We start from the raw sequence: 16,165 nt of genomic DNA on the forward strand, positions 1-16,165 counted from the left end.
TCAGCCGCTGAGACGCAGCGGCCCCCGGCTCGGGTCGGCCGGTCCAGGTTCCCGAAGCAGCCCCCTGCCTCGATGAGGTCTGCGGCCCACGTCGGTGTGCCTGTCCCATGGCCGGGTGCCGGCCCCTGGCGTGGCGGGATGGTTCAGCTGAGCCTGTGGGCGGCCGGTGGGGATACGCAGGGCCGGCGCTGCGGCGTGGACGGGGTGGGTGATGCGTGCGTGCAGTCGGTGCGCGAGGAGCGTGGTGTGCTCATCCGGCTCGGGTGGGAAGCGGCCGGCCGTCGGACTTCGTGAACGTCAACCGGTTCACCTTCGGCCACCGATCCCCACCGGCCCTCCCGGCCGGGAGTGGAAGAGGGCCCCGCGCGTGCGTGCGCGCGAGGCCCTCTTCCGAATGCCTCCGGCCGGAGACCGCATGGCCATGGCGGTTCCGCGGTACCCGGCGCCGCACGAGGAGCGGGGGAGGGCCGCCGACACCGAGAGTTTCCCGCCGACCGGAAGGAAACCTCCACCAAAAAGATCATACTTTTAAACTTGAACACATGACGGCATCGATGTTGCTTGAACCGGGGACTTCCTGAAGTGACACGGCGTACTACCCGCCCCCGGCGACGTGACCGCCGGGGAATCACCGACCGCTCCACACGGTTGCCATGATCGCGAGAAAGAAGATGAGCACTGTGAGTGAAACAGCCGTGAGGGTCTTTCCCGGTGAGCGCCGGGCCTCCGCCGGGATGAAGGACCCGGCGGACAAGGACACCCTGGACCACGAGGGCGTCGCGAAGTCCGAGGACGCCTGGCAGGCGCTGCGCGACGCGGTGACGAAGTCGCCCGACCGCAAGGGAGTTGACGCGGAATGACCGACGAGACGACCGAACCGACGACGGATGCCGCGCGGGAGCGGCCGGAGGAACGGGAGGAGACTCCCGCGGCCCTCCCCGCGCCCCCGGCCGACTGGGCCAACCCGCTGCGCGACCCCCGGGACCGGCGTCTGCCCCGGGTGGCGGGCCCCTCCGGCCTGGTCATCTTCGGGGTGACCGGCGACCTGTCCCGCAAGAAGCTGATGCCAGCCGTGTACGACCTGGCCAACCGGGGTCTGCTGCCGCCGGGCTTCTCACTGCTCGGGTTCGCCCGCCGGGACTGGGAGGACCAGGACTTCGCCCAGGTCGTGCACGACGCCGTCAAGGAGCACGCGCGCACCCCGTTCCGCGAGGAGGTCTGGCAGCAGCTCGCCGAGGGCATGCGGTTCGTCCCGGGCGACTTCGACGACGACCACGCGTTCGACCAGCTGCGCAAGGCCGTCGACGAGCTGGACGCCTCCCGGGGCACCAGCGGCAACTACGCCTTCTACCTCTCCGTACCGCCGAAGTTCTTCCCGAAGGTCGTCCAGCAGCTGAAGAAGCACGGCCTGGCCGACGCCCCCGAGGGGTCCTGGCGGCGCGCGGTGATCGAGAAGCCGTTCGGGCACGACCTGAGGTCGGCGCGGGACCTGAACGCGATCGTCCACGAGGTGTTCGACCCGGAGCAGGTCTTCCGGATCGACCACTACCTCGGCAAGGAGACCGTCCAGAACATCCTGGCGCTGCGCTTCGCCAACCAGATGTTCGAGCCGATCTGGAACCGGTCCTTCGTGGACCACGTGCAGATCACCATGGCCGAGGACATCGGCATCGGCGGCCGCGCGGGCTACTACGACGGCATCGGCGCCGCCCGTGACGTCATCCAGAACCACCTCCTCCAGCTCATGGCGCTCACCGCGATGGAGGAACCGGTCTCCTTCGACGCGGCCTCGCTGCTGACCGAGAAGCTGAAGGTGTTCCGGGCCGTGAAGCTCCCGGACGACCTGGGCCGGCACACGGTGCGCGGGCAGTACGAGGGGGCCTGGCAGGGCGGCGCGAAGGTGCGCGGCTACCTGGAGGAGGAGGGCATCGACCCCTCCTCGAAGACCGATACCTACGCGGCGATCAAGCTCGGGGTGGACAACCGGCGCTGGGCGGGCGTCCCCTTCTACCTGCGCACCGGCAAGCGGCTGGGCCGCCGGGTCACCGAGATCGCGGTGGTGTTCCAGCGCGCGCCGCACTCCCCCTTCGACGCCACCGCCACCGAGGAGCTGGGACAGAACGCGGTCGTCATCCGGGTCCAGCCGGACGAGGGCATGACGGTCCGGTTCGGCTCCAAGGTGCCGGGGACCTCGATGGAGCTGCGGGACGTGACCATGGACTTCGCGTACGGCGAGTCGTTCACCGAGTCCAGCCCGGAGGCGTACGAGCGGCTCATCCTGGACGTGCTGCTGGGGGACGCCAACCTGTTCCCCCGTCACCAGGAAGTGGAAGAGTCCTGGAAGATCCTCGACCCGATCGAGGAGTACTGGGCGTCGCACGGCCGGCCGGCGCGGTACACCTCGGGCAGCTGGGGACCCGCGGAAGCCGACGAGATGCTCGCACGAGACGGACGGAGCTGGCGCAGGCCATGAAGATCGACCTGACCGACACCACGGCAAGCAAGGTCAACAAGGCGCTGGTGCAGGGCCGCCGCGCCATCGGCACACCGGCCGTGGGCATGGTCCTGACGATGGTGATCATCACGGACGAGGAGAACGCCTACGACGCGATCAAGGCGGCCGAGGAGGCCTCGCACGAGCACCCCTCGCGCACCCTGGTCGTGATCAAGCGGCACACCCGCACCCCGCGCGAGCGCACCCGCTCCCGGCTGGACGCCGAGGTCCGGGTCGGCTCGGAGGCGGGCACCGGGGAGACGGTGGTGCTGCGGACGTACGGCGAGGTGTCCGAGCACGCCGACTCGGTGGTGCTGCCGCTGCTGCTGCCGGACGCGCCGGTGGTGGTGTGGTGGCCGGCGGACGCGCCCGAGAACCCGGCGAAGGACCCGCTGGGCGCGCTGGGCCAGCGCAGGATCACCGACCTGTACACGGCCGAGAACCCCATGGAGGTGCTCGAGGCCCGCAGGCGCACCTACGCCCCCGGCGACACCGACCTCGCCTGGACCAGGCTGACGCTGTGGCGCTCCATGCTGGCGGCGGCGCTGGACCAGGCGCGGGCGACGGTGACCTCGGCGACCGTGGAGGCCGAGGCCGACAACCCGGCCGCCGAGCTGCTGGCGCGCTGGCTGGAGGCGCGGCTGCGGGTGACCGTCGACCGAGTGGTGACCGCGGGGCCCGTCGTCACGGCGGTCCGCCTCGGCACCGCGGACGGCGAGGTCGTCATCGACCGCCCCGAGGGCCCGCTGGCCACGCTGACCCTGCCGGGGCAGCCCCCGCGCCGGCTGGCGCTGAAGGTCCGTTCCACCTCCGAACTCATCGCCGAGGAGCTCAGGCGCCTCGACGCGGACGAGATGTACGCCGTCGCCCTGCGCGGCGAGGCCACCGAGGAGATCCCCGCCCATGTCTGACGTCCCCGAGCCGACCCGGCGCCCCCAGTGGGCCGCCCTGGAGAACCACCGCGCGAAGGTACTGGCTCAGCCGGACCTGCGCGCGCTGTTCGCCGACGACCCCTCCCGCGCGCAGCGGTACGTCGTGCGCGTGGGCGACCTGCACATCGACTACTCCAAGCACCTGGTCGACGACGAGACGCTCGCCCTGCTGCGCGAACTGGCCGAGGCCGCCGATGTGTCCGGTCTGCGCGACGCCATGTTCCGCGGTGAGCGGATCAACGTCACCGAGGACCGGGCCGTGCTGCACACCGCGCTGCGCGCCCCGCGGGACGCGGTGATCGAGGTCGACGGGGAGAACGTGGTCCCGGCCGTGCACGCCGTGCTCGACAGGATGGCCGACTTCGCCGGCCGGGTCCGCTCCGGCGAGTGGACGGGCCACACCGGCAAGCGCATCCGCAACGTCGTCAACATCGGCATCGGCGGCTCCGACCTCGGTCCGGCGATGGCGTACGAGGCACTGCGCGCGTACACCGACCGTTCGCTGACCTTCCGGTTCGTGTCGAACGTGGACGGCGCCGACCTGCACGAGGCGACCCGCGACCTGGACCCGGCGGAGACGCTGTTCATCGTCGCCTCCAAGACCTTCACCACGATCGAGACGATCACCAACGCCACCTCGGCCCGGACCTGGCTGCTCAACGGCCTGGGAGGCGACGAGAAGGCGGTGGCCCGGCATTTCGTCGCGCTGTCGACCAACGCCGGGAAGGTCGCCGACTTCGGCATCGACACGGCGAACATGTTCGAGTTCTGGGACTGGGTCGGCGGACGCTACTCCTACGACTCCGCGATCGGCCTGTCGCTGATGATCGCCATCGGCCCGGACCGCTTCCGGGAGATGCTCGACGGGTTCCGGATCGTCGACGAGCACTTCCGCACCGCTCCCGCCGAGGCCAACGCCCCGCTGCTGATGGGCCTGCTGGGCGTCTGGTACAACAACTTCCTCGACGCCCAGTCGCACGCGGTGCTGCCGTACTCGCACTACCTGTCGAAGTTCACCGCCTACCTCCAGCAGCTCGACATGGAGTCCAACGGCAAGTCGGTGGACCGGCAGGGGCGTCCCGTCGGCTGGCAGACGGGACCGGTGGTGTGGGGCACGCCCGGCACCAACGGGCAGCACGCCTACTACCAGTTGATCCACCAGGGGACGAAGCTGGTCCCGGCCGACCTGATCGGCTTCGCCCGCCCGGTCGCCGAGCTGAGCGGCGAACTCGAGGCGCAGCATGACCTGTTGATGGCCAACCTGTTCGCGCAGGGCCAGGCCCTCGCGTTCGGCAAGACCGCCGAGGAGGTGCGGGCGGAGGGGGTGCCCGAGGAGCAGGTGCCGCACCGCACCTTCCGGGGCAACCACCCCACCACCACCATCCTGGCCACCGAGCTGACCCCCTCGGTGCTCGGTCAGCTGATCGCGCTGTACGAGCACAAGGTGTTCGTCCAGGGCGCGATCTGGGACATCGACTCCTTCGACCAGTGGGGCGTCGAACTCGGCAAGGTGCTCGCCAAGCGCGTCGAGCCCGCCCTCACCGAAGGCGCGGACGTCCCCGGCCTCGACCCGTCCACGGCCGCGCTGGTGGCCGCCTACCGCGAACGCAGGAAGTGAACTGACATGCAGATCGGTCTTGTTGGGCTCGGCAAGATGGGCGGCAACATGCGCGAGCGCCTCCGCAACGCCGGCCACACCGTCATCGGGTACGACACCAATCCCGAGCTCTCCGACGTCGATCACCTGTCGGACCTCGTCGACCGGCTCGAGAGGCCGCGCGCGGTGTGGGTGATGGTGCCGGCCGGCACCATCACCCAGCAGGTCGTCGACCAGCTCGGAAGCCTGCTCAAACCCGGTGACACGGTCGTCGACGGCGGCAACTCCCGCTGGACGGACGACGAGAAGCACGCCAAGGAGCTGGGCGCCCGGGGCATCGGCTTCGTCGACGCGGGTGTCTCCGGCGGGGTGTGGGGCCTGAAGAACGGTTACGCCCTGATGGTCGGCGGCGACGAGGAGCACGTGGAGCGGCTGAAGCCGATCTTCGACGCGCTCAAGCCGGAGGGACCGTACGGGTACGTCCACGCGGGCAAGGTGGGCGCCGGGCACTTCGCGAAGATGGTCCACAACGGCATCGAGTACGCCATGATGCAGGCCTACGCCGAGGGCTGGGAGCTCCTGGAGAAGGTCGACTCGGTGGACAACGTCCGCGAGGTGTTCCGCTCCTGGCAGGAGGGCACCGTCATCCGCTCCTGGCTGCTCGACCTCGCGGTGCACGCCCTCGACGAGGACCAGCACCTGGAGCGGCTGCGCGGGTACGCCGAGGACTCGGGCGAGGGCCGCTGGACCGTGGAGGCGGCCATCGACAACGCGGTGCCGCTGCCGGCGATCACCGCGTCGCTGTTCGCGCGGTTCACCTCGCGTCAGGAGGACTCGCCGCAGATGAAGATGATCGCGGCGCTGCGCAAGCAGTTCGGCGGCCATGCCGTCGAGTCGGCGGAGAAGGCGTAACGCCGGTGGGGGATCTGCTGCTGGCGCGGCACGGTGAGACGGAGTGGAGCAGGGCGGGCCGGCACACCGGCCGGACCGATCTTCCGCTGACCCCGGCCGGCGAGGCCCAGGCCAAGTCCCTCGCGTCGCTGCTGGCGGGGCGGGCCTTCGGGCTGGTCCTCGCCAGTCCGCTGGTCCGCGCCCGGCGCACCGCCGAGCTGGCGGGGCTGACCGGAGTGGTGGAGGAGCCGGACCTGCGGGAGTGGGACTACGGCGGCTACGAGGGGATCACCACCGCGGAGATCCACCGCACCCGGCCCGGCTGGGACCTGTGGACCGACGGGGTGCCGTCCGGCCGGGAGTTCCCCGGTGAGTCCCCGGAGCAGGTCGGTGAGCGCGCGGACCGGGTGCTGTCCCGGGTGGCCGGGGCGCTGGAGGAGGGGGACGTGATGCTGGTGGCGCACGGTCACCTGCTCCGCGTGCTGACGGCCCGCCGCCTGGGCCTGCCGCCGTCCGCCGGACGCCTGTTCCGCCTGGAGACGGGCACCCTGAGCCGCCTGTCGCTGGAGCACGGCCGCCCGGTGATCGCGGAGTGGAACACGCGGCCGTGATACGCGGGCCGGCCCCGGCCGCGGCCGCCCTGGGCGGTCGCGGCCGGGGCCGGTCCCTGTTCCACCCGGCGGTTCTCCGGCAGGGTGCGGCCCGTCGCCTGTGCGGGCGGTCGCGGCCGGGAGAAGGCCGGCCGGTGGCGGACACCGGTGCCGCGGTCGTCCACGGCTCGGTAGGAGCTCGGACGCTCGGCCGCCCGCGCGTGTCCGTGCCGCGTGCCGGGCGGACCGGGGCGTCGTGGCCGGCATCGCGCTGGACGAGTCCGAGGAAGACGCTGCCGACGGTCCGCTCGGGGCCGTCGGCAGCGCGGTGGCCGGGTTCGCGGTCACGTTCGCCGCGGGGCCGCACGGCGACGACCGGATCGTGGTGGCCCTCCTCACGGCCGCCCCGCGCGTGCCCCCGGTCGTCGCGGCGGTCACGGGCCCGCGAGATCCGTCGCGTCCCCACCGGACGGCTCGGCGGGCGTGCCGCCGGGGAGGGCGCGGGGCGGCCCGCGAAGGTGACGGTCCGACCCGCGTCACAGGCGTTCCCCGACCGGTCAGGAATCAAGAAGCGCAGGTGGAAACGGGCCGCCTAGCCTAGCCTTGCCGCGATGAGGACGCCGGCGGGGAACGCGTACGCGGTCCCCGCCCGACGGAGGGGAACGACGAGCATGACCACGAGGACAGAGCAGCAGCCGGCCGGGCCGCACGCCGCCGACAGCCACGATCTGATCCGCGTGCACGGGGCGCGTGAGAACAACCTCAAGGACGTCAGCATCGAGATACCCAAGCGCCGGCTGACGGTGTTCACCGGCGTCTCGGGCTCGGGCAAGAGCTCCCTGGTGTTCGACACGATCGCCGCCGAGTCGCAGCGGCTGATCAACGAGACCTACAGCGCCTTCCTCCAGGGTTTCATGCCGAACCTGGCCCGCCCCGAGGTCGACGTGCTCGACGGTCTGACCACCGCCATCACCGTCGACCAGCAGCGGATGGGCTCCGACCCCCGCTCCACCGTCGGCACCGCCACCGACGCCAACGCGATGCTGCGCATCCTCTTCAGCCGGCTCGGCACGCCGCACATCGGCCCGCCCGCCGCGTACTCCTTCAACGTCGCCTCGGTCTCGGCGACCGGCGGTTTCACCGTGGACCGCGGTTCCGAGAAGACGAAGACCGAGAAGGTCAGCTTCAGCCGCACCGGCGGCATGTGCACGCGCTGCGAGGGCCGGGGCACCGTCTCCGACATCGACCTCACACAGCTGTTCGACGACTCCAAGTCGCTCTCCGAGGACCCCTTCACCATCCCCGGCTACACCGGTGACGGCTGGGTGGTGCGGGTCATCGCCGAGTCGGGCTTCTTCGACAAGGAGAAGCCGATCCGCGAGTACGGCAAGAAGGAGCGGCACGACTTCCTGTACCGCGAGCCGACCAAGGTGAAGATCAACGGGGTCAACCTCACCTACGAGGGACTGATCCCGAAGCTGCAGAAGTCGTTCCTGTCCAAGGACCGCGAGTCGATGCAGCCGCACATCCGGGCCTTCGTGGACCGGGCGGTCACGTTCACCGAGTGCCCCGAGTGCGACGGCACCCGGCTCAGCGCACTGGCCCGCTCCTCGAGGATCGGCGAGATCAACATCGCCGACGCCTGCGCCATGGAGATCCGTGACCTGGCCGCATGGGTCCGCGGGCTGACGGAGCCGTCGGTGGCGCCGCTGCTGGCCAAGCTCCAGCACACCCTCGACTCGTTCGTGGAGATCGGCCTCGGCTACCTCTCCCTCGACCGCGCCTCGGGCACGCTCTCCGGCGGTGAGGCGCAGCGCACCAAGATGATCCGCCACCTCGGCTCCCCGCTCACCGACGTCACCTACGTCTTCGACGAGCCCTCGATCGGCCTGCACCCGCACGACATCCAGCGGATGAACAACCTGCTGCTGCGGCTGCGCGACAAGGGCAACACGGTACTGGTGGTGGAGCACAAGCCGGAGACGATCGCCATCGCCGACCACGTCGTGGACCTCGGTCCCGGCGCCGGCACGGCGGGCGGCACCGTCTGCTTCGAGGGCACCGTCGACGGCCTGCGGGCGAGCGACACCGTCACCGGCCGCCACCTCGACGACCGGGCCAGGCTGAAGGAGAAGGTCCGCGAGGCCACCGGCGCGCTGGAGATCCGCGGCGCGAACGCCAACAACCTCCAGGACGTCGACGTCGACATCCCGCTCGGTGTGCTCTGCGTCGTCACCGGCGTCGCCGGCTCCGGCAAGAGCTCCCTCGTCCACGGCTCCATACCGGCCTCCGAGGGCGTGGTCTCGGTGGACCAGACCCCGATCCGCGGCTCGCGCCGCAGCAACCCGGCGACGTACACGGGGCTGCTCGACCCGATCCGCAAGGCGTTCGCCAAGGCCAACGGCGTCAAGCCGGCCCTGTTCAGCGCCAACTCCGAGGGCGCCTGCCCCACCTGCAACGGCGCCGGCGTCATCTACACCGACCTGGCGATCATGCAGAGCGTGGCCACGACCTGCGAGGACTGCGGGGGCAAGCGGTTCGACGCGTCGGTCCTCGAGTACCGCTTCGGCGGCCGGGACATCAGCGAGGTGCTCGCGATGTCGGTGACCGAGGCCGAGGAGTTCTTCCGCGAGGGCGCGTCACGCATCCCGGCCGCGCACCGGATCGTGGAGCGGATGGCGGACGTCGGGCTCGGCTACCTCACCCTCGGCCAACCGCTCACCACGCTCTCCGGCGGTGAGCGGCAGCGGCTGAAGCTCGCCGTCCACATGGCCGACAAGGGCGGGGTGTACGTCCTCGACGAGCCGACCACCGGTCTGCACCTGGCCGACGTGGAGCAGCTGCTCGGCCTGCTCGACCGGCTCGTGGACTCCGGGAAGTCGGTCATCGTCATCGAGCACCACCAGGCGGTGATGGCGCACGCCGACTGGATCGTCGACCTCGGCCCCGGAGCCGGTCACAACGGCGGCCGGATCGTCTTCGAGGGCACCCCCGCCGATCTGGTCGCCGCCCGCGCCGGCCTCACGGGCGAGCACCTCGCGGAGTACGTCGGCGTCTGAGGCACGCGCGGTACGCGCCGGGGTGTGCTTCGGTCACGCCCCGGCGCGGCGCGGGATGCCGTACGCCCGTTCCACGCGCAGGCGCAGCACCAGGCGCCGGTCGCGGACCATCGCGGCGCGGTAGTCGTCCCAGTCGGTGTGCTCGCCGTTGACGTCGCGGTACAGCCGGATCAGTTCCTCCACCGTCTCGTCGTAGAGGTTTCCGGCGACGGGCGACAGGTCGGCGGTGCCCTCGGCGACCGTGTAGGCCCACCGGTCGTCGGTGGTGACGTGGTAGGAGGCGCGGAGGTCGCGCCGCAGGTTGCGGGTCTTGGCCCGGTCGTCGGTGAGCGAGACGCGGATGACCCGCTCGTCGGGGTAGTAAGCGTGCATGACGTTCGACAGCTGGGGCCGTCCGTCGCGTTTCAGGGTGACGAGCACCCCGTCGTGCAGCTCGGAGAGCAGGGCGAGCAGTGCGTTCTGTTCGGCGTCCTGGGTCATGACTCGTTCAACGGCCCGCACCGGGCCGGTGTTCCTCCGAGGGGAGCGAGGAGAACGATGACAGTGCTGCGGCAAGAGGCCGCTCCCGCCGAGGCCGGGCTGGACGCGGGGGCGCTGGAGCGCCTGGACCGGCATTTCGCCCGCCGGGTCGACGAGGGGAGGCTGCCCGGGTTCCTGGTGGCCGTCGCCCGGGGCGGGCGCGTCGCCCACCTCACTGCGTACGGGGCGCGGGACGTCGCGGCGGGGCTGCCGGTGGAGAGCGACACCCTGTGGCGGATCTACTCCATGACCAAGCCGGTGACGGCCGTCGCCGCGCTGATGCTGGTGGAGGAGGGCCGTCTGTCGCTGGACGACCCGGTCGGCCGCCATCTGCCGGCGTTCGCGCGGCCGCGCGTGTACGAGGGCGGGTCGGGTGACGGGGTGCGGACCCGCCCTCCCGCCGGCCCCCTCCTCGTACGGCATCTGATGACGCACACCGCCGGCCTGACGTTCGCCTTCTACCACTCCCACCCCGTCGACGCGCTGTACCGCGAGGCCGGGCTGGAGTCGTCGGTGGCGCCGGGGACGGACCTCGCGGGGACGACCGAGGTGTACGCGCGTCTGCCGCTGCAGTTCGATCCGGGCACGCAGTGGAACTACTCGGTCGCCTCGAACGTGCTGGGGCGGATCGTCGAGGTGGTGTCGGACCGGCCGCTCGACGTGTTCCTCGCCGAGCGGATCTTCCGGCCGCTCGGCATGACGGACGCCGGTTTCGAGGTCACCGACGCGCAGGCGGAGCGGCTCGCGGAGATGTACGGGGAGTCCGACGACGGCGGCATCGAGCCGATCGAGGGGCTGCCGCTGCGGGGCCGGCCCCGGTTCCTGTCCGGCAGCGGCGGCATGGTGGCCTCCGCCCACGACTTCCACCGCTTCATGGAGCTGTTGCGCCGCCGCGGTGAACTCGACGGCGTGCGCCTGCTCTCCCCGGCGACCGTGGACCTGATGACCCGCAACCACCTCCCCGGCGGCGCCGACCTGCGCGCCTTCGGCAGCCGTCCCGCACACGACGTGCCCGGCAACGAGGGCGTCGGCTTCGGCCTCGGCGTCTCCGTCGTCGTCGACCCGTCCCGTACGCAGGCCCCGTCCGCCCTCGGCAGCTACGGCTGGAGCGGGGTGGCCACGACCACGTTCTGGGTCGACCCGGGCCGTGACCTGACCGTGCAGTTCTACACGCAGGTGCGGCCCAGGTCGTCCCACACCGTTTTCCGGGACCTCAAACGGCTGGTGCACGAGGCGGTGACGGGCTGACCGCGGGGCAGGGTCAGGACAGGTGGGCCACCGCGTCCAGATGGGGCAGGTGGTGGTCGAGCCGCTCCCGCTTGGTGCGCAGATAGGTGATGTTGTTCTCGCACGGTGGTATCAGCAGCGGCACCTGTTCGGCGACCTGGACGCCGTGCCGCACCAACGCCTCTCGTTTGCGCGGGTTGTTGGACATCAGCCGCACCGAGCGCACGCCCAGGTCCTGGAGGATCCCGGCGGCTACGCCGTAGTCGCGGGCGTCCACCGGGAACCCGAGCGCCAGGTTCGCCTCGACGGTGTCCAGGCCCTCCGCCTGCAGGGCCATCGCCCGCAGCTTGCCGAGGAGTCCGATGCCGCGGCCCTCGTGGCCCCTCAAGTAGACGACCACGCCCGCCCCTTCGGTGACGACCGCGCGCAGCGCCGACGCGAGCTGGTCGCCGCACTCGCAGTGCTGGGAGCCGAAGGCGTCCCCGGTCAGGCACTCCGAGTGCAGCCGGGTGAGGACTCCGTCCGCGCCGATGTCGCCGTACACCAGGGCGACCTGCTCGTCACCGCGGTCGTGGTCCAGGTAGCCGACCGCCTGGAACGTGCCGTACACGGTGGGCAGCGGCGCGTTCACGACGCGTTCCACGCCGGTCCGCCGAGGGGACTTCTTGCCGAGTACGCCTACTTTTTCTGTCATGATTCTCGAGTTCCTAAGCAGAGACGAAAGGCCGTGACGATATGGGTGGTTCACAAAAGCGGTCGGCGGCATACGGCCCGGTGCACGGTCTGTTGCCGGCGGATACTACAGAGGATGTACGGACGCGGGGAGCCGGCGTCTCACGGCAGATCGCGGTACTTCCGGTCGGGAGTTTCGAACAGCACGGTCCGTTCCTGCCGTTGGCGACCGACACGCTGGTCGCCTGTGCGATCGCGCGGGAGATCGCCGACGCCTTTCCGGTGCACCTCCTCCCTCCGGTGACGATCTCCTGCTCCCACGAGCACGCGGCCTGGCCGGGGACCGTCTCCCTCTCCTCCGTCACGCTCCACGCGGTGATACGGGACATCGCCGACTCGCTCCGCAGGTCGGGCACGGACACTCTGGTGCTGGTCAACGGGCACGGCGGGAACTACGTCCTGGGCAACGTCGTCCAGGAGTCCTCCGCCCGCGGTGAGCGGATGGCGCTGTTCCCGGCCCCGGAGGACTGGGAGACGGCACGGGTGCGGGCCGGCGTCGCCACGTCCCTCCTCACCGACATGCACGCGGGCGAAATCGAGACCTCCATTCTTCTCCACACGCATCCCGAATCGCTCCGCCCCGGTTATGAGACCTCCGATCACATCGCGGACGACCGCCGTCATCTCCTCACCACCGGCATGTCCGCCTATACCGATTCCGGTGTCATCGGCCGCCCTTCCCTGGGCACTGCGGAAAAGGGCAGGGAAATCCTGGCAAGCCTGGCGGATTCGTTCGCCGCGTATTTCTCACTGCTGACGTCACCTCCCGGCCCGTCCGGGGGAGTTTGAGGACGAGGTCGAGGGACACGTCCCAGCCCGTCTGGAGGTGCCCCCTCTGGGGGAGTTTGAAGACGAGGCCGAGGGACACGTCCCAGCCCGTCTGGGGGTGCCCCCTCTGGGGGAGTTTGAGGACGAGGCCGAAGGCCGACCGGGGGTCCGGGGGCAGCGCCTCCGGGGACGGGAAGGGAAGGGGCGGCGGGGGCGACATCACCACGCCCACCGCCCCGCACCCCGGCGTACCACCGGCCGACCAGCACCACCGCACCCGGCAGACTGGCCACCAGACTGAGCACCCCGTAGACGACCGCGACGGTCAGCCCCCGCCCCGCCCCGAGCCCCGCCGCCCCGAACGCCCACGCGGTGACCCCCTCCCGGGGCCCCCACCCGCCCACGTTCAGCGGCAGCCCCATCGCCAGCAACGCCAGCACGGCCAGCGGCAGCAGCTCCGCCACGGACGCGTCCGCTCCGGCGACCTCGGCGGCCAGGACGAACATGGCGACGTACCCGGCCAGTACGACGACGGAGGAGACAAGCACACCAGGCGCGTTGCGCTGCGAGAACAACCCCTCGCGCGCCTCCGCGAGCAACCCTGAAGCACCCTTCCGCCGCCCCGGCGCCCGATTCATCCGCACCGCCAGCACCACCGCGCAGGCCCCCAGCACCCCGAGCCCCACCACCGGCGCGGCCTGCCGCACTTCGTCGAGCACCGGCGACGGCATGCTCACCAGCACCACCGCCCCCACGGCGAACAGCGCGAGCTGCCCGGCGGTCCGCTCCAGCACCACCGCCCGCACCCCCCGCCCCATGTCCCCGGCGTCCTGCCCGTGCCGCACGGCCCGGTGGACGTCGCCCAGCACGCCCCCGGGCAGCGCCGCGTTGAGGAACAGGGCACGGTAGTAATCGGCGACGGCGGCCCCCAGCGGCAGCCGGATCCCGATGCCCCGGGCGACCAGCGCCCAGCGCCACGCGCTGAACACGGTGGTCACCAGCCCGATCCCGAGCCCCGCGAGCAGCGTCGGCCCGTCGATGCGGCGCAGCCCCTCCATCAGGACCCCTGTGTCGACGCGCCACAGCAGGACCGCGAGGATCACGACACCGCCGAGCGTGCCGAGACGGGTGCGCACGGCAGGGGTGCTGAGCCGAGCCGCGAGGCCACGGAACCCGGCACTCATGCCGCTCCGTCCACCGGCCGGCACAGCGCGAGCAGATCACTGTGGTGGACGACGACCCGCAACTCCCCCGCCGCACAGGCCTCCAGCCGCTCGGCCAGATAACCGTCGGCGCGCGACGCCAGTTCCGGCCGCTCCTCCACCGCCGCACCGACCCACCCCCGCAGCCACTGCTCGGTCAGCGCGGCCTCTCCGGGGCCCAGCCGCCAGGGGCTCGGGGTGATCCGTACCGTCGCGCCGTGCTCGGCGAACGCCTCGGCGGCCGCCGTGACCGCGTCCGGCCCAAGCAGCCCGCCCCTTCGCTGATGGGCGTTGAACGCCTCCGTGATCTCCCGGTCCAGCGGATGCGGCTCGGTCAGCTCCACCCGTCCGGCCACCGACAACGTCAGCAGGGCCGGGCAGCCGGCTCCCGCGCAGGCGGCGGCGAGGGCGCCGACGTCCTCACGGGTGAGGACGTCGAGCAGCGCGGACGCCGTCACCAGGGAGGCACCGGCCAGCGCGTCGGAGGTGAGCCGGGCGACGTCACCGTGCCGGGTCTCGACGGTGACGTGGCTGCCGTCGGCTGCGGAGCGCGGGGAGGCGACGGCGGCGAAGTGCAGCAGGTAGGGGTCGCGGTCGTGCAGGACCCAGTGCTGGGCGCCGTCGAGACGGGGGGCGAGCCAGCGCCCCATCGAGCCGGTGCCGCAGCCGATGTCGTGGATGACGAGACCGTCCGCCCGGCGCGGCAGGTTGGCGATCCGGATGCGCAGCGGATCCAGCAGGTCGTACGACCGGGCGGCGGCGTCGGCGGGTTCCCGCAGCCGCAGCCACTCGGGCGCGTAGCGGGCCGGTTCGTCGTCGCCGGTGTCCCGCAGTCGCAGGGTGGCCCGCTCCGCGGGGCGGGGTGCGGGGCCCGCCCCGGGGATGACCTCCCGGGTGCCGGGCGGGGCCGGGATCGTCCCGTCGTACGGGGTGGTGGTCGCCTGTTCGGTCATGCGGCCCTCCGGGGTTCGGTGGGAAGCCGGCGCAGTACCGCCGCCAGGCTCTGTGCGGTGCTCGCCCAGCCGCCGAGTGCGGCCCGCCGGCCGCGGGCGGCGGCCTTGAGCCGGCGCCTCACGTCCGCCTCGCCGAACCAGCCGCGCAGTTCGGCGGCGATGGCGGCGGGGTTCTCCGGCGGGACGAGGATGCCGGGCACTCCCCCGTCGGGTGCGCGGCCGACCGCCTCGGGCAGCCCGCCGACGTCGGTCGCCAGCACCGGGATGCCGCGCGCCAGCGCCTCGGTGACCGCCATGCCGTACGTCTCCGCGTACGAGGTGAGCACCATGAGGTCGGCGGTGGCGTAGCTGGCGTCGAGTGCGGCGCCGGCCTGCGGGCCGGTCAGCTCCAGCCGGTCCTCGAGGCCGTGTGCGCGGATGAGTCCGCGCAGGTGGGTGACGTACTCGGGGTCGTGTCCGAGCCCGCCGACGAGCGCGCAGCTCCATGGCAGGTCGGCCACCGCCGCCAGGGCCTCCACGAGCCGGTGCTGTCCCTTGCGCGGGGTCACGGCGGCCACGCACAGCAGCCGGGAGACGCCGTCGGTGCCGGGCGCGAGGGGCGCGATGTCGGCGCCGGGGGCGGCGACGTGGACCCGGTCGGGGGCCAGGCCGTGGTGGGAGACGAGACGGCGTACGGCCCAGTCGCTGGTGGCGATCACCGCGGGTACCGCCCGCAGGACCGCGCGCTCGCGGGCGTCCAGTTCGGCGGCGACGGCCGCGTCGAGCCCGGTCTCGTCGCCGAGCGGCAGATGCACGAGGACGGCCATGCGCAGCCGGCCCTCCTCCGCCTGGGGGACGACGATCTCGGGCACCCCGCAGGCGACCAGCCCGTCGAGCAGGACGACGGCGCCGTCCGGCAGTTCGCGCAGGGTGCGGGCGAGTTCGGCGCGGGCGGCGGCGTCCGGCCGGGGCCAGTCACCGGCCACGGTGTGCCGGTGCACCTGCCAGCCGAAGCCGGGCAGGTCCAGGCACACGCGCCGGTCGTAGGCGTTGCCGCCGCTGGGCGCGGCCGGGTCGTCGACACCGCCCGGCATCACGAAGTGCACGGAGCGCAGGGACATGGGGATGATCCCGCCGTTCCTCGGGAAGGACGCCTGCCGGGGGACGTAGTCCAGGCGGGCGGTGCCGGCCCGGTCGGGGGCCGTGCCGGTCACGTCCATGG

At 72.1% G+C, this 16,165-nt stretch carries 13 protein-coding genes and 2 pseudogenes; 10 read left to right on the forward strand and 5 right to left on the reverse strand.

The genetic code is table 11. The annotated features are described in order from the left end of the window. Positions 1–671: 671 nt before the first annotated feature. The 8 genes and pseudogenes from ACH5AO_RS07005 (at position 672) to ACH5AO_RS07040 (ending at position 9,563) form a co-directional block, all read left to right on the forward strand. Positions 672–860, forward strand: a complete 189-nt coding sequence (locus ACH5AO_RS07005; protein WP_398922606.1) for a hypothetical protein — start codon at positions 672–674, stop codon at positions 858–860. Next, complete coding sequence (zwf, locus tag ACH5AO_RS07010; RefSeq protein WP_398922608.1) at positions 857–2,473, forward strand: glucose-6-phosphate dehydrogenase; 1,617 nt, start codon at positions 857–859, stop codon at positions 2,471–2,473. Before ACH5AO_RS07005 ends, zwf begins: the two co-directional genes overlap by 4 nt. Beyond that, entirely contained in the window at positions 2,470–3,405 is a 936-nt protein-coding gene (opcA, locus tag ACH5AO_RS07015) for a glucose-6-phosphate dehydrogenase assembly protein OpcA (RefSeq protein WP_398922610.1), read from the forward strand. The genes zwf and opcA overlap by 4 nt, the downstream gene beginning before the upstream one ends. Continuing rightward, positions 3,398–5,044, forward strand: coding sequence for a glucose-6-phosphate isomerase (pgi, locus tag ACH5AO_RS07020; protein WP_398922611.1), 1,647 nt, complete (start codon positions 3,398–3,400; stop codon positions 5,042–5,044). The genes opcA and pgi overlap by 8 nt, the downstream gene beginning before the upstream one ends. 6 nt (positions 5,045–5,050) lie before the next feature. Continuing rightward, positions 5,051–5,935, forward strand: a complete 885-nt coding sequence (gene gnd, locus ACH5AO_RS07025) for a phosphogluconate dehydrogenase (NAD(+)-dependent, decarboxylating) (RefSeq protein WP_398922613.1) — start codon at positions 5,051–5,053, stop codon at positions 5,933–5,935. Between the two features lie 5 nt (positions 5,936–5,940). Then, complete coding sequence (locus ACH5AO_RS07030; protein ID WP_398922615.1) at positions 5,941–6,525, forward strand: histidine phosphatase family protein; 585 nt, start codon at positions 5,941–5,943, stop codon at positions 6,523–6,525. A gap of 295 nt (positions 6,526–6,820) precedes the next feature. Continuing rightward, positions 6,821–7,028: pseudogene (locus tag ACH5AO_RS07035) on the forward strand (MFS transporter); the annotation flags it as partial. A 147-nt stretch (positions 7,029–7,175) separates the two neighbouring features. Next, positions 7,176–9,563 (forward strand): ATP-binding cassette domain-containing protein, encoded by a 2,388-nt coding sequence (locus ACH5AO_RS07040; protein ID WP_398922617.1) that lies wholly within the window; start codon positions 7,176–7,178, stop codon positions 9,561–9,563. 33 nt (positions 9,564–9,596) lie between these two features. On the opposite strand, the gene ACH5AO_RS07045 is transcribed toward ACH5AO_RS07040, so the two are convergent. After that, on the reverse strand, positions 9,597–10,043 hold the full coding sequence (locus tag ACH5AO_RS07045; protein ID WP_398922619.1) for a TIGR03618 family F420-dependent PPOX class oxidoreductase: 447 nt from the start codon (positions 10,041–10,043) through the stop codon (positions 9,597–9,599). A 57-nt stretch (positions 10,044–10,100) separates the two neighbouring features. On the opposite strand from ACH5AO_RS07045, the gene ACH5AO_RS07050 reads away from it, so the two are divergent. Next, complete coding sequence (locus tag ACH5AO_RS07050) at positions 10,101–11,330, forward strand: serine hydrolase domain-containing protein (protein WP_398922621.1); 1,230 nt, start codon at positions 10,101–10,103, stop codon at positions 11,328–11,330. 13 nt (positions 11,331–11,343) lie between these two features. Here ACH5AO_RS07050 and ribA read toward each other — a convergent pair whose 3' ends face one another. Continuing rightward, complete coding sequence (gene ribA / locus ACH5AO_RS07055) at positions 11,344–12,003, reverse strand: GTP cyclohydrolase II (RefSeq protein ID WP_398922624.1); 660 nt, start codon at positions 12,001–12,003, stop codon at positions 11,344–11,346. A 41-nt stretch (positions 12,004–12,044) separates the two neighbouring features. On the opposite strand from ribA, the gene ACH5AO_RS07060 reads away from it, so the two are divergent. Continuing rightward, a complete protein-coding gene (locus ACH5AO_RS07060; RefSeq protein ID WP_398922626.1) occupies positions 12,045–12,830 on the forward strand; it encodes a creatininase family protein in 786 nt (261 codons plus the stop codon). 314 nt (positions 12,831–13,144) lie between these two features. On the opposite strand, the pseudogene ACH5AO_RS07065 reads toward ACH5AO_RS07060, so the two are convergent. The 3 genes and pseudogenes from ACH5AO_RS07065 to ACH5AO_RS07075 form a co-directional block, all read right to left on the reverse strand. Next, positions 13,145–13,993 (reverse strand): annotated as a pseudogene (locus ACH5AO_RS07065) (lysylphosphatidylglycerol synthase transmembrane domain-containing protein); the annotation flags it as partial. Then, a complete protein-coding gene (locus ACH5AO_RS07070) occupies positions 13,990–14,964 on the reverse strand; it encodes a class I SAM-dependent methyltransferase (RefSeq protein WP_398922628.1) in 975 nt (324 codons plus the stop codon). The gene ACH5AO_RS07070 and the pseudogene ACH5AO_RS07065, both read right to left, overlap by 4 nt. Beyond that, entirely contained in the window at positions 14,961–16,163 is a 1,203-nt protein-coding gene (locus tag ACH5AO_RS07075; protein WP_398922881.1) for a glycosyltransferase family 4 protein, read from the reverse strand. Before ACH5AO_RS07075 ends, ACH5AO_RS07070 begins: the two co-directional genes overlap by 4 nt. Positions 16,164–16,165: the final 2 nt, after the last annotated feature.

This window comes from Streptomyces sp. NPDC018964, from assembly GCF_044390325.1.
Taxonomy (GTDB): Bacteria; Actinomycetota; Actinomycetes; order Streptomycetales; family Streptomycetaceae; genus Streptomyces.